Annotated in this window: 13 protein-coding genes; 6 read left to right on the forward strand and 7 right to left on the reverse strand. The window is 55.4% G+C overall.

Features of this window, described 5'->3' with window-relative positions:
• Positions 1-2: 2 nt before the first annotated feature.
• The gene (pgi, locus tag LZG00_08725) at positions 3-1,607 is read left to right on the forward strand and encodes a glucose-6-phosphate isomerase (protein ID MCF3594082.1); all 1,605 of its coding nucleotides are present in this window, start codon (positions 3-5) and stop codon (positions 1,605-1,607) included.
• A 3-nt stretch (positions 1,608-1,610) separates the two neighbouring features.
• On the opposite strand, the gene xth is transcribed toward pgi, so the two are convergent.
• Positions 1,611-2,390: an exodeoxyribonuclease III gene (gene xth / locus LZG00_08730; GenBank protein MCF3594083.1), complete on the reverse strand. Its 780-nt coding sequence runs from the start codon at positions 2,388-2,390 to the stop codon at positions 1,611-1,613.
• Between the two features lie 327 nt (positions 2,391-2,717).
• Between xth and LZG00_08735 the strand changes: the two genes are divergently transcribed.
• The 3 genes from LZG00_08735 to LZG00_08745 all read left to right on the forward strand — a co-directional run bounded on the left by LZG00_08735 (position 2,718) and on the right by LZG00_08745 (position 5,288).
• Positions 2,718-3,224, forward strand: a complete 507-nt coding sequence (locus tag LZG00_08735) for a hypothetical protein (GenBank protein ID MCF3594084.1) — start codon at positions 2,718-2,720, stop codon at positions 3,222-3,224.
• A 115-nt stretch (positions 3,225-3,339) separates the two neighbouring features.
• Complete coding sequence (locus LZG00_08740; protein MCF3594085.1) at positions 3,340-4,413, forward strand: hypothetical protein; 1,074 nt, start codon at positions 3,340-3,342, stop codon at positions 4,411-4,413.
• Positions 4,413-5,288, forward strand: a complete 876-nt coding sequence (locus LZG00_08745; protein MCF3594086.1) for a DMT family transporter — start codon at positions 4,413-4,415, stop codon at positions 5,286-5,288. The genes LZG00_08740 and LZG00_08745 overlap by 1 nt, the downstream gene beginning before the upstream one ends.
• Position 5,289: 1 nt before the next feature.
• Here the strand turns inward: LZG00_08745 and LZG00_08750 are convergent, their stop codons facing one another.
• Positions 5,290-5,613: an iron-sulfur cluster assembly accessory protein gene (locus LZG00_08750; GenBank protein MCF3594087.1), complete on the reverse strand. Its 324-nt coding sequence runs from the start codon at positions 5,611-5,613 to the stop codon at positions 5,290-5,292.
• Between the two features lie 83 nt (positions 5,614-5,696).
• On the opposite strand from LZG00_08750, the gene LZG00_08755 reads away from it, so the two are divergent.
• Complete coding sequence (locus tag LZG00_08755) at positions 5,697-6,842, forward strand: deoxyguanosinetriphosphate triphosphohydrolase (protein ID MCF3594088.1); 1,146 nt, start codon at positions 5,697-5,699, stop codon at positions 6,840-6,842.
• 108 nt (positions 6,843-6,950) lie between these two features.
• Here LZG00_08755 and ssb read toward each other — a convergent pair whose 3' ends face one another.
• Entirely contained in the window at positions 6,951-7,457 is a 507-nt protein-coding gene (gene ssb / locus LZG00_08760; protein MCF3594089.1) for a single-stranded DNA-binding protein, read from the reverse strand.
• Between the two features lie 221 nt (positions 7,458-7,678).
• On the opposite strand from ssb, the gene LZG00_08765 reads away from it, so the two are divergent.
• Positions 7,679-8,266, forward strand: coding sequence for a lytic transglycosylase domain-containing protein (locus tag LZG00_08765; protein ID MCF3594090.1), 588 nt, complete (start codon positions 7,679-7,681; stop codon positions 8,264-8,266).
• Between the two features lie 23 nt (positions 8,267-8,289).
• On the opposite strand, the gene LZG00_08770 is transcribed toward LZG00_08765, so the two are convergent.
• The 4 genes from LZG00_08770 to LZG00_08785 all read right to left on the reverse strand — a co-directional run bounded on the left by LZG00_08770 (position 8,290) and on the right by LZG00_08785 (position 14,016).
• The gene (locus LZG00_08770) at positions 8,290-8,832 is read right to left on the reverse strand and encodes a VOC family protein (protein ID MCF3594091.1); all 543 of its coding nucleotides are present in this window, start codon (positions 8,830-8,832) and stop codon (positions 8,290-8,292) included.
• Between the two features lie 111 nt (positions 8,833-8,943).
• Positions 8,944-11,037: an ABC transporter ATP-binding protein gene (locus LZG00_08775; GenBank protein MCF3594092.1), complete on the reverse strand. Its 2,094-nt coding sequence runs from the start codon at positions 11,035-11,037 to the stop codon at positions 8,944-8,946.
• Between the two features lie 134 nt (positions 11,038-11,171).
• Positions 11,172-12,914, reverse strand: a complete 1,743-nt coding sequence (locus LZG00_08780; protein ID MCF3594093.1) for an ABC transporter permease — start codon at positions 12,912-12,914, stop codon at positions 11,172-11,174.
• A gap of 16 nt (positions 12,915-12,930) precedes the next feature.
• Positions 12,931-14,016 (reverse strand): ABC transporter permease, encoded by a 1,086-nt coding sequence (locus LZG00_08785; GenBank protein ID MCF3594094.1) that lies wholly within the window; start codon positions 14,014-14,016, stop codon positions 12,931-12,933.
• Positions 14,017-14,126: the final 110 nt, after the last annotated feature.

The raw sequence follows: 14,126 nt of genomic DNA on the forward strand, positions 1-14,126 counted from the left end.
CGATGAAAGACGCATGGAAGGCCGTAAGGGGCGAAGCAGCAAAGGCCAAATCACGGCGGATTCTCGATCTCTTCGACGATCCGAGACGAGCCCAAGAGTTTTCGCTGCGTGCTTGTGATATGCTGTTCGACTACTCCAAAACGGCGATTGATACAGGCGCGTTAGACGCGCTTCTTGGTTTGGTCGAGGCTGCGCAGGTCGAATCTTGGCGCAGTGCGATGTTTTCCGGCGAAAAGATCAACAGTTCCGAAAACCGGGCTGTTTTGCACACTGCGCTGCGCAATCTCGATGGTGAACTATCGGTTGATGGTGAGCCAGTTATGCCCGAGATTCGCCAGACGTTTGCTCGGATGCAGCATTTTGCCGATGACGTTCGAGGGGGGCGTTTCAGAGGGCAAGGAGGGATGATCACTGATATCGTGAACATAGGTATCGGTGGGTCCGATTTGGGGCCTGTCATGGCAGTTCGTGCGCTGGCCACTTACTGCGACGGGCCGCGCTGCCATTTTATTTCGAATATTGACGGGGCTGATGCGGCTGATGCCCTCAAGGGTCTCGATCCAACGACCACGCTGGTAATTGTTGCGTCCAAGAGCTTTTCAACCGTCGAGACAATGACAAATGCTGAATCCGTAAGGTCTTGGATGGCGACATCGGTTGAGAACCCTGAGGCGCAATTTGTTGCGTTGGCTTCAAATCCCGATCGAACGGCGGCGTTTGGTATCCCGCCCGAGCGTGTGTTCGGTTTTGGTGAGTACATCGGTGGGCGTTATTCTATTTGGGGCCCAATTGGCTTGAGCCTCATGCTCGCCATAGGCCCTTCGAAATTTGCAGCGTTTCTGGCGGGCGGTGCAGAGATGGATACGCATTTCAAATCGGCCCCATTGAACGAGAACTTACCCGTTCTATTGGCGTTGACTGGAATCTGGCATCACCAGGGCTTGGGATATCCGACCCGTGCTGTTCTGCCTTATGAACACCGTTTGTCGCGGCTCCCTGCCTACCTTCAACAGCTTGAAATGGAGAGCAATGGCAAGCGAGTTACCAAACAGGGCGACCCGTTGAAGATAGCATCTGCGGCGGTTGTGTGGGGAGAGCCAGGCACCAACGGGCAACATGCATTTTACCAACTATTGCATCAAGGAACACAGATCGTACCCTGCGAATTTCTCATCGCAAGGGAGGGTCACGAGAACGAGCTTGCGCATCATCATCTTCTTTTAAAGGCAAACTGCCTTGCGCAGTCGGAGGCATTGATGTTGGGGCGTGACATCAATGAGGCGCGCAAGAAAGCTGCGGCTTTGGGGTATTCAGGCGCGGAGTTGGAAATACAAGCTCGTCAAAGGGTGTTTGAAGGGAACCGACCCTCGGTTACGCTCGCCTATCCTCTTCTGACGCCCAAAATGCTCGGGCAGATCGTGGCGCTCTATGAACACAGGGTTTTTGTTGAGGGTGTGATCCTTGGAATAAACTCCTTCGATCAATGGGGTGTCGAACTGGGCAAAGAGCTGGCCGCAACTCTGGAACCTGTGCTGCAAGGGCGCGACCCAGCCGCCGGGAAAGACGGTTCAACACTGGCGCTTGTATCCTATTTGCGAGACGGTTGAAGGTCAGGCAGCCAGCTGAACCCAGATGGGAACATGATCGGAGGGCTTCTCCATAGCGCGTGCTTCTTTGTCGATATGACAGGCTTCCAATAGGTCCGCGCATTGCGGGCTAAGTAGGAAGTGGTCGATCCGGATGCCATCGTTCCTGTTCCAGGCGCCGGCCTGATAGTCCCAGAACGTGTACTGGTTTGGCGAGGAGGTCTCGGCGCGAAAGGCTTCTGTGAATCCGAGGTTCAGTATACGTCGGAAGGCGGCGCGGCTTTCCGGTCGAGCGAGTGCGTCATCTTGCCATGCTTCGGGGCGGGCTGCGTCTTCCTCCTGGGGAATGATGTTGTAATCGCCCGCGATCAAGACGGGCATTTCGCTATCTAAGAGTGTTTGCGCATATGAATGCAGTCGCTCCATCCATTTGAGCTTGTAGTCGTATTTCGGCCCGGGTGCCGGATTTCCATTTGGCAGATAAAGTGCACAAAGTCGAATTGCACAATCACCGACTACAGTCGCCTCAATCCAGCGCGCCTGTTGGTCGTCTTCATCGCCGGGGAGACCGTGACTGATATCTTCGAGCGGTAACTTCGACAGTATCGCAACACCGTTGAAGGATTTCTGCCCATGAGTTTCAACGGTATAGCCCATGTCTTCGAAATGGCCGCGCGGAAAATTCTCGTCGACTGATTTTATCTCTTGCAGCAACGCTACGTCGGGCTGGGCCTCTTCGAGCCATTTCGTGAGCGTTTCAATCCGGGCCTTGATGCCGTTGATATTGAATGTTGCGATCTTCATCTGCCTCTCCTTTTCTTCGGTTCTAACATAGTTGCCGCCATCGCGCACTGCGCCAATCAAACGCCTGTCGATGCTCGGTTTTGGTAAACGATTCGGCGGTTTCGGAAGGCGATTGGCCTTAATGTGGCCCGATTTCTCTGGAAGCTCGGTTCAGTGTCACGATTTTTTTTCGGAAAACTCGCGGGGTAAATATCATAATATCAATGGTTTATCCCGGCGCAGAGAGTATTGCATTCACCTAAAACACGTTAAAGGAGAATATTAGTGTTTGAAAAACACGCATAACGTGCAAACTGAAATAGCAACTAGCCACTTGGGAGAAAGATCATGACTGCACTTCGTAAAACAATCGAAAGCTTCGGCGAAAACGCCTCTGTGAGAGGCCATGAAAGCACCAGCATTCATGGCGGCGACGGGGTTTGCATGTTTTCTTCGGGCGCCGCCCCGACCCGCGCGCAAACGTTGAACAGCGGCGAAGGTGTTGAGATGTTCAGTTCCGGAGCCGCGCCGATCGCCACAACGAACGTGGCGACAGGCGATGTCGTCGAAGCGTTCTCGTCTGGAGCAGCCCCCACCAGAAGCAGTGATGCAGTTTCGGGAGATACAGTCGAGGCATTTTCATCCGGCGCAGCGCCGACTGTTGCCGGCGATTCAATCACCGGCGACTCGGTTGAAGCCTTCTCGTCAGGGGCATCTCCGATGGCGACACGCGACGCAACCTCAGGGGAGGGGGTCGAGATGTTCAGCTCTGGTGCCGCTCCTACAACAAGTAGCGAATTGATGACTGGCGAAGCTGTTGAGGCATTTTCATCCGGGCGCAGCTCCCAAAGCTGAGAGCGAAGCGATTGATGGTGACGCGACACAAATGTTCAGTTCAGGCGCCTGATCGCAGCGATATCACCACGAGACGGGGCGTTTGCTTGCCCGCATCACCAGAAGGATCATCCTAATGTCGAATATCGTGCACCTGAATGTCCCGTCTCGGAAACAACGTGAGGCCGAACGCCACACCGCCTTGCTGCGCAGTTTTGCGCAGCATCGCCGATTTGGTGATGATGTATTCTGGCTAAAGGAGAACGCCGAGCTTCTCAACATTTTGGAAAGCACGGGCACTCGGCTTGAGCGAGATGCATTGAGCGCGCATGACGGATTTTATGCGCAGGTCGAGAAAAGGTTAGGCTTTTTCCCGCAATACTATCGGTTCCTTTTGTCAATCTGTCTGGATCTGGAAGACCTTGGAATGGAGGGCAACAAGGGCGAGTCACTGGTCGCTTGGGTGGCCGAACAGGGAATGGCAGAAGCGGAATTGTCTGATTTGCAACGCGGAGAGGCGCGTCGGTTGATGCAACGCCGCGGTCACGATCCGCTGCGAAATGATACCGGTCTGGATGATCGTTTGCGCAAGTTCATCTCGCGGTCTGCGACCTTTGCCATGCCCAACAAAAAAGCCGCCTATGAGCTTACCCATACGATCTTTTATCTGAGTGAATATGGGCGCACAGATCCTTTGCTGGGCGAAAAAGTGCGTGAGAGCCTCGATTTTGCAGGCACTTTGGCATTTCTTGATCAAAACGCTGATCTTCTGTCAGAAATCTGCATCGCCATGGGGTATAGTGGTTTCACGCCGCCACAGATCTGGGAAAGCTGGTTGGAACGACACACCCGTTGTTTCACAGTGGAAAGTGGACCTGCAACCAGCACTCATGACGACTATCACGAATTTTTTGTTTGCAACTGGTTCCTGGCCGACACGGGGCGTGACGCCTTCACCAAAGACTTTTCTATGGAACGCATGGCGTTTCACCGGCCAGACACTGGGTTTGGGCCGTTGCGGGAAATTTCGGAATGCATGTTTCGCCTTGATAATCGTCGCTGCGACGATTGGGAGCAAATGCGCCCAGTTCTAGCAGAGGCGCTCTCTGGGGAAGCGCATGAGCTTCTGACACAGGCTGAAAACGCCAGCCAAAGTTTTGGGGCATTCTTTGCAGGTTTTGCGCGTATCGATCTCAGAGGGGCGATGTAGTGAGAGCCCTACTTACAGGCGGAGCAGGTCTGATTTTGCTCTATACGGGGCTTATTGCATTGGCGGATGCGATTACTAAAGATCTTGCCGCACTCTACGATGCCCCGCAGATGTATGCCATATCAGGTCTCGTTGTGGTCAGCTTGTGCCTGCTCGCGGCCGGGATGAAATCGACACGCGGCAGTCTCAAGACGTCATGCCCTCTTGCCATGGGTATGCGTGCATGTGCGACGGTTCTGGCCACGATCTGCTTCTTTCTGGCATTTCGGCATTTGCCGTTTGCTCAAGTTTTCTTGTTCATCGGGTTGATGCCGCTTTTTGCAGCCCTGATGGCGGGCCCGGTATTGGGAGAAAGTGTATCGACAACGTCTTGGGGAGCGTTGGCGGCCGGGTTCGTTGGGGTTTTGTGTCTATTCCCACAGGGCTTTAGTGAGGTCTCTTTCGGCCATCTTGCGGCCTTCCTCGCTGCGTTCTTTGGGACAGTTTCCATTGTCCTGTCGCGCTTGATCGGTCGCCATGATGCACAGGGGCTGGCGCAAGTGTTTTATCCCAACCTTGCATTGCTTGTCATAATGGGACTGGCTGCGCCGTTTTTCTGGCAGCCTATGCCGGTGGCTGATCTTGTCTGGGCCGGTTTGTATGGTGTCGTGCTATTTGTTGCGCGCTGGCTGCTTGTCATCGCGTTGCGCGATCTGGCGGCTCATGCTGCGACATCGCTGATGAAGCTGCAATTTGTATGGATGGTGCTGATCGGGGCTGCGGTGTTTGGTGAATGGCCCGCAGCGAACACCTACTTGGGCGTGAGTATTGTTGTCGGTTCTGGGCTTTTGCTGGTCTACGAAGATCAATTCCGCCGCGCACCTTCGCGTGCTTGATTTACATGGAAAACGATGTGCCGCATCCACAAGAGCTTGAGGCATTGGGGTTTTCGATTACAAAACGCGCGCCTATCAACTCTTCTGTAAAATCGATTGTCGCGCCCGACAGGAAGGGAAGGGACACCGTGTCGACGACGACTTTCTCACCATGACCTTCAAGAACAAGGTCTTCGATGGTCGGCGCATCAAGCTTGATTTCGTACTGAAACCCGGAACACCCGCCGCCTTCAACGGCAACGCGCAAGGCCTGACCTTCCTTGGCAGCACCAATCTCGGACAAGCGTTCGAAAGCACGGTTGGTCACTCTTGGCGGTAGTTGCATGTTGAGTCTCCGGGTCGGTTTTACAGACGTCGTCAATACAATATAGGTGGTGGTGACAGAACGGGCAAGAACAGGCAGAAATCATGATGCACGGCCTCGCCGCATATGCGACCGATCCGGCAAAAAGCCGCGGCAGGCTTTACGCCGAGCCGGAAAGCACCTTTCGATCCGCGTTTCAACGAGATCGTGACAGGATCATCCATTCTTCCGCCTTCCGGCGATTGAAGCATAAGACACAGGTTTTCATTGAGCATGAGGGCGACTATTTTCGTACCCGACTGACCCATTCGATCGAGGTCGCACAGGTAGCGCGCACGATTGCACGCGCACTTGCTCTTGACGTCGAACTAACCGAGGCCGTGGCCCTTGCGCATGATCTGGGGCATACGCCCTTTGGTCATACCGGCGAAGAAGCGCTCGATGCCTTGATGGCGCCATTTGGCGGATTTGATCACAATGCCCAAGCAGTGCGGATCGTCACTTCGCTCGAGCGTCATTATGCCGAGTGGGACGGGCTCAACCTGACCTGGGAGACGTTGGAAGGGATTGCCAAGCATAATGGGCCCGTCGTTGGTTGCGTGCCTTATGCCTTGGCAGATTACAACGCAGTGCATGATCTGGAACTCAGCAGCCATTCGGGCGCCGAGGCGCAGGTGGCCGCGCTGGCGGATGATATTGCCTACAACAATCATGATCTGCACGACGGGTTGCGTGCCGGGCTGTTCAGTATTGATGAGATTGCACAATTACCAATACTGTCGGAGTGCTTCTCGATCGTAAATCGACGCTATCCCACGCTCGAGCCAGACCGTTGCCAGCACGAAGCCCTACGGCGGTTCTTCGGGATATTGGTCGAAGACGTTATCCGTGTTAGCCGCAAGAACCTGACGATTCTGGCCGCTGCAAGCGTGGAAGACATCCGAGGGGCGGGGCGTATGGTCATACAGTTTTCGCCAGAACTTTGGGCCGATCTCAAAGTGATCCGGGCGTTCTTGTTTGAACGAATGTATCGCGCGCCGAGTGTGATTGAGATGCGCAGCAAGGTCACCGGCGTTGTGCAGGATCTGTTTCCGCTCTATTTGGCGCAACCAGAATTATTGCCCGTTCAGTGGGGTAAGGATGTGAAAAAGGCGGAGAACGAACAGGAATTGGCGCGCCTTGTGGCCGATTATATCAGTGGAATGACAGATAGGTTTGCTCTGCAGCAGCATGAACGGCTCTGTATGTGACCTGTTCGTTGAACCATCCCGGACGAGCGCCCCGTGTTCGCGAGGACTTGACTGAAAAAGGCCACCCGAATGGGGTGGCCTTTGTTCTGAACCGGATATGTCGTTGGCTCAGAACGGAATCTCGTCGTCATAATCCTTGGCAGGTTGGCTTTGACTGCTGCCACCTTGGTTGTTGTCCGGGCCGCTGTCGTATCCACCGCCATAGTCGCCACCTGACGATGATCCGCCACCATAGCCACCACCACCACTACCGCCTCCGTCGCGCCCGTCAAGCATGACGAGGGTGCCGTTGAAGCCTGACAAGACAACCTCAGTCGAATAGCGGTCCTGACCAGACTGGTCCTGCCATTTGCGGGTCTGAAGCTGACCCTCAATATAGACCTTGGAACCTTTGCGCAGATATTGCTCGGCGACTCGCGCGAGCCCTTCCGAGAAGATGGCCACCGAATGCCATTCTGTTTTTTCTCGTCGTTCACCTGTGGCGCGATCTTTCCAAGTCTCGGATGTTGCAATGCGCAGGTTGCACACCTTGCCGCCATTCTGGAAGGTTCGCACCTCGGGGTCACGACCGAGATTGCCAACCAAAATTACCTTATTTACAGAGCCGGCCATCATGCTCTCCTCTAGAAGCCCAAAAAACACATTGCGTTGGTTACACCATCCCAAATGAGTGAAGGAAAGCTTAAAATTTTGGAAAATTTGTTGAGAACCTCTGCTTGGGCCATTCGGCGGGGCCAGAAACCAGCGTTTGCAAACCCTATGACATCCTTTGTCTGGAATAACCGGAAAGAATCTATATACAGTATCGCAACGCATTTTGTGGGGCTTCATTAGACATGCGTCATTTTTTAGTTCTGGTGGCTACAGTGGCCTTGATCGTGCCGGTCTCGGCGCAGGCTGATATGTTCTCGACCAAACAGCGATCCAAGCTCTTTAAGTCGCAGACCAAGGTTCTCGATACGCGGGCGCGAAGCCAGTACAACACGTCTGTGCGTTTGCAGCCTGCTGCGGTCAATACGCCGACAAAGTGGGGCAGCTCGAAGACCTATAATGGTCGCTACAAAGGGCCATATATGAGCATGGCCAAAGCGGCGGCGGCGCGTCATGGGGTGCCAGAGGATCTTTTCTTGCGGCTGGTGCAGCAGGAATCCGGTTGGAAGGTGACAGCGAAATCGCACAAAGGCGCGATCGGGTTGGCGCAATTGATGCCGGGAACCGCACGTAAGCTTGGTGTAAACCCGCACGATCCTTATGAAAATCTGGATGGTGGTGCGCGCTATCTGAGCCAGCAGTTCCGCAAGTTCAAATCCTGGCGGTTGGCGCTTGCTGCGTATAATGCCGGGCCGGGGGCTGTCGAGAAATATGGCGGCGTTCCGCCCTATAATGAGACACGCAACTACGTGAAGGTGATCTGGGGGAGCTGATCAGCCCCCCCCCAATCTGTGCATCAAACGTCCGAAAGCTCTTTGGCGTGCATCCATTCGGCGTGCTTGGGTGCCCGTTTGGTTTTTGACCATTCCTCCAGCATTTCCCACTTCACGCTGTCGAGCTTGGCCAGCATTGCGTCTTCTTCTGGATCGGGACAGGCCAACTCAAGGCGGTGTCCGTTGGGATCATAGAAATAGATCGAGTGGAAGATCGAGTGGTCGGTCACGCCCAGAACCTCGACACCGTTGGCTTCGAGATGATCTTTGAACTCCATCAGCGTTTCGCGATCTTTTACTTTGAATGCAAGATGTTGCGTCCAGATGGGGGTGTTCGGATCGCGGCCCATTTCCGGCTTGGTCGGCAGTTCAAAGAACGCCAGAACGTTGCCGCTGCCGGCATCCATGAAGATGTGCATGTAGGGGTCGGGATCGTGGGTTGAAGGGACGTGATCTTCGGCAATGGCAAGAACGAAGTCCATGTTCAGGTTCTTGTTATACCATTCGACGGTCTCTTTCGCGTCTTTGCAGCGATAAGCGACGTGGTGGATTCTTTCGATTTTCATTTTGTAGTCTCCTTGCTCCATGATTTCGTTGTTGTGATAATAGTTACGAATGTAACCATCAAGACAAAAGAAAACCAGGCGCGCGGGCCTGGTTTTCGTCTGATAAAATGCCTATTCGGCTGCGTCAGGCAGTTTTATTACTGGTTCCATGGTCGCAAGCGCCTCGTTCGAGAGGTGACATTTGATCTGATGGCCTGCGCTCAACTGTCGCATGGGGGGCACTTCGGTGTCGCACAGGTTGCCGGGAACCTGGTCTTTCCAATTGCACCGGGTCTGAAACGGGCAACCAGGAGGCGGATTCATTGCCGAGGGGATGTCGCCCTCCAGGACAATATGCTTTTTCTTTACCTTCGTGTCGGCGATGGGCACCGCCGAGAGCAAGGCTTCGGTATAGGGATGGTAGGGTGGGGCGAACACTTCGTCGGTGCTTCCCAGTTCCACCACATGACCGAGATACATAACCATCACACGATCGCTCAGGTAGCGCACGATCGAGAGGTCGTGCGAAATGAACAGGAGCGTTGTCTTCTCTTCGCGTTGAATTTCCATTAACAGATCGGTCACAGCCGCCTGAACGCTCACATCGAGCGCCGAGACGGGCTCATCCGCCACAACGATGCGTGCACCACCGGCAAAGGCGCGGGCGATGCCCACGCGTTGCTTTTGGCCGCCAGAAAGCTGGCGTGGCATACGGTCGCCAAATTCGCGGGGCAGTTTGACCAGATCGAGCAGCTTCAACATTCGCTCGCGGCGGTCGGCATCATCGGTCCCGATGTTGAAAATCTCAAGCGCACGAATGATTTGGCGGCCAACCGTCATGGAGGGGTTGAGGGTATCAAAGGGGTTTTGGAACACCATCTGAACGTCGGCCACCGTCTGGGTGTCGCGTTTTTCAATGGGTAAGGATTCGATGTTTTTGCCGTCGAGAAGTATCTCGCCGCCGGTCGCTGTTTCCAGTCCCATCAGCACCTTTGCGAAGGTGGATTTGCCGCAACCCGACTCGCCGACGATGGCCAAAGTTTCACTTTCGCGGGCTTCGAAGCTGAGGGTTTCATTGGCTTTGACCACCCGTTTTTCACCGCCACCAAAGAGAGCGTTAGCTGCGACCTCGTAGTATTTCTTGAGGTTATCCATCTTCAGGACGACCTCGCCGATCTCGCCCTTTTTCTTTGTTTCAGCGAGAGTTAGCGGGGCTTTCCAATCAATCTCGCGGAACCGCAGACAGCGGCTTTCGTGCGCACCGTCGCCATCGACATCGAACATCGGGACAAACCCTTCGTCGCACAGACCGTCGGCAAAGTAGTCGCAGCGGGGGCCGAAGTTGCAGCCCTTGGGACGTTCATGCGGCAGCGGGAAATTGCCCGGTATCGCCACCAGCGGGCGCGAGTTCTTGTCGGCGCCGGGCAGCGGGATGGAGCGGAAAAGTGCTTGGGTATAAGGGTGTTGCATGTTGTTGAAGACGGTTTCGATATCGCCGCGCTCGACCGCTTCGCCGGAATACATCACGCAGATCCGGTCGCAGGTTTCCAGAACCAGCCCGAGATTGTGCGAGATGAACAGCATCGAGGTGCCGTATTTCTTGCCCAGATCCTTGACCAGTTCGACGACGGCGGCCTCGACCGTTACGTCGAGCGCGGTTGTCGGCTCATCCAGGATCAGCAAAGAAGGCTTTGACATCAATGCCATAGCGATCACGATGCGCTGTTGTTGACCACCCGAAAGCTGATGCGGGAAGGAGCGCAGCATGCGTTGGGGGTCGGGGAGTTTGACGTCCGTCACAACCTCAAGGGCGCGCTGATATGCCTCGTGTTCGCTGACGCCTTCGTGAATCATTGGCACTTCCATCAGCTGTTTGCCGATCCGCATGGCGGGGTTGAGGGAGGCCATAGGCTCTTGATAAATCATGGCAATTTCGTTGCCACGGATATTGCGCAGCTCGTCAGGCGCCATTTGCTCCATGTTGCGGCCCTTGAACTTGATCGAGCCGCCGACGATGCGCCCGTTCTTGCCCAGATCGCGCATTACGCCGAGTGCGACCGTACTTTTTCCGCAGCCGGATTCTCCAACCAAACCAACGGCTTCGCCGGGGGCGACCTTGACCGAGAAGTCCATAACCGCAGGGATTTCCCGAAGTCGCGTGAAGAAGGAAATCGACAGTTTGTCGATCTCCAAAATGGGTCCGTCATGATCGAGAATTTTCGCCATTAACTTTCTCCTTTCACGTCCGAATCGGGGGGGTGACTCGCGTATGACGCCCGGCTGACTTCCGGCTGCCGTCTGACTCCGGCATTCGGGCCGGGGTCATTTGTTGCTGTGGCGTGCGCGTTGTTCATGACCTGTTAATCCCTCAGCGATTCTTCGCGCAGGCCGTCAGCCAGCAGGTTGAGCCCGAGAACCATCGTCAGAAGGGCGAAGGCGGGGGGCAGGGCCGGATGTGGGTAGATCGACAGGAGCTTGCGGCCCTCGTTGATGGTCGAGCCCCAATCCGGGCTTTCTGGCGGCAGGCCAAGGCCGAAGAAACCCAGGGTGCCGAGCAGGATCGTGGTGTAGCCGATGCGCAGACAGAAATCGACGATCAGCGGCCCGCGCGCGTTGGGTAGGATTTCCCAGAGCATGATATACCACGGACCTTCGCCGCGGGTTTGCGCCGCCGCAACGTAATCGCGGGTGTGGATGTCGAGCGCTAGGCCGCGCACGATCCGGAAGACCGTGGGCGAATTTACGAACACGACCGACACGAAAACCACGAGTATGCCGCCGGGGATATTGATCGGGTCGATCCAGCTCGTGCTTATGGTGAGACCAATCTTGTTCAGGACACCGACCAGGGGGCTGAAGATATCTATTGCCGTGCCCTGCTGCGAGACGATCCACAAATACACTACGATCAACGGAATCATGACGACGGCCATAATCAAGTTTCGCTTGCTGGGTTGGGTTCGATAGCGCGAATTCAGCAAGATTGAGACGAAGATCAGCGGGAAGATGAACAGGACCAGAGCCATGTAGTTGGGAAGCCCTGTCAGAACGATTTCGGGTGTCACCAGCAGGTAGAACAGCAAGATCACCGGGAAGGCGAGAATGAGGTTGGCGAGGAAGCTGAGAAATGTGTCGAGCTTGCCGCCGTAATAGCCCGCAGGCAGGCCCAGCGTGATGCCAACCATGAAGGCGAATAGCGTGGCCACCGGCGCGATGCGGATGACGATCACCGAGCCTTCGACCATCCGGCTGAAAACATCGCGTGCCAGATTGTCACCGCCCAGAAGGTAGAACGGATAGTCGCCCAGTTCAGCGCGCGAGAGGGGCGTGCCGGGCAGCTTGTTCTTCATGCCCGAGGCCTGTTCAAGCGCGCCATGCGTGGAGATCATATCGAAGACGCCGACATAAAGCGCGGTGAACACCCAGAACATGACCAGAAAGAAGCCGACCATGCCGATCACGCTGTCAAACAGTTTGCCGTAGAGACCGAGGCGGCGCTTGTAGTGGATCGAAACGCCATAAAGCACGACGAGCGATATCCAGACGGGCATGAAGCGCACGACGATATTGGCAAGGATACCTCGGTTTTCTAATACCGATATGTATCTGTGGCGCGCGATTTCGTCGGCGGCCGGCATGGCCCCGTCTTCGAATTGGGCGAGCCAAGCGGAGTGCGCCGCGCCCTGCCAGAGAAGTGTCACCACGAGCCAGAGCACGATCAGCATGGCGATAATCAGGATCGACCATTTGAAGATCAGCCCCATGAACGCCGCCGGGTTGTCAAAGAAGGTGTTCATGAATATCGCGAGCATGGCGGAAAACACGCCCAGAGCCACGATGATCGCCAACATCCAGCCAATGCTGGAAAGTGACAGGCCTTCGTCGGTCGAGCCGGAAATGCCGCCGTAGACATAGTTGAACCCGACAAAGACAAGCAGCAGAACCGCGATGCCGTTGAACAGCAGAAAGCTGGTGCGCGGTGATGAGTTGGTGAAGCCAAGCAGCGCGGTGCAGAGCCCCGTGACGATGGCCATGGTGATCAAGACGAGAAACAGCGATGCGAAGGTGCTGCCGTAGGCGCCAAACCAAGTGAGTTGTTCCATGTGTCCGGCTCCTCGCTCAAGAAATCCGGATGCGCGGGTTGAGGAACACATAGCCGATATCGGAAATCAGCTGTGTGACCAGAACGACCACGACCGAAACTACCGAGACGCCCAGAAGCAGCTCGATGTCATTGTTGCTTGCGGCCTGAACCAGGGTCCAGCCGAAGCCTTTGTAGTTGAACAGTGTCTCGACAATCACCACCCCATTCAGAAGCCAGGGGATCTGGAGCATGATCACGGTGAAAGGCGCGATCAGCGCGTTTCTGAGCGCGTGTTTCATGACGATGTTGCGAAAGCTGACGCCCTTGAGGCGGGCGGTACGGATATATTGTGCTGTCATTACCTCGGCCATCGAAGCGCGGGTCATGCGGGCGATATAGCCCATGCCATAGAGCGAGATGGTCAACACCGGCAGGAAGAAATTATTGAAATTGGCGTTGTCTGTCGCCTGGGTTGCGGTGCCGCGAAAGAGTGTCTTGCCTTCGATCAGCCCCCAATCGGCGAGGATTGGAGAGAGGCCGTTTTGAGATGAGGCCAGAAGCGCGATGAAGATCACGCCCGAGACATATTCCGGTGTCGCCGTGGTGGCGATCGAGACGGTGGAGAGGCTTCTGTCGGTGCGTGAGCCTTCACGCATCCCCGCCAGCACGCCGATCAGTAGCGCGGCAGGCACCATCAGAAGCATCGTGAAGAACATGAGTTTTGCTGTCAGCCCGAGACGCTTGGTAACGATATCCCAAACGGATTCCCGAAAGACCGTGGAGTAGCCCCAGTCGCCTTGCAAGACGCCGCAGAACCGTGCTGCGGTGGTTGGGTCATCATTTTCGGCGAGGCAACGCCCGGTTGTATTGCCGCTGTCATCGGTTCGGGTGAAGCCCGGCAATACCCCGAGCCATTGCCCGTATTTCACCGGCACAGGCTGAAGATAGCCGCGATTGCCCAGCCATTGCTCAACTTGTTCGTCGGTCATCCGCTGGTTGCCCTGGGTCTTGGCCAGTTTTTCCAGATTTGGATAGAGGTTGGTCAGGTAAAAGACGACAAAAGTCAGGCAGATAGCCGTGAGGATCATCACCCCCAATCGGCGCAGAATGAACAGTCCCATGTGTTTGCCCCTGTTGATAAGGCTGTGGCGGACATGTTGACCTGTCCGTCCTTGTTTCCCGGTGTCGTGAATGGCCGGGCTGGCCGGGTCGCGCCAGATCGTTCAGCGCG

The sequence above is a fragment of the Rhodobacteraceae bacterium LMO-JJ12 genome, from assembly GCA_021555075.1.
GTDB lineage: Bacteria > Pseudomonadota > Alphaproteobacteria > Rhodobacterales > Rhodobacteraceae > JAKGBX01.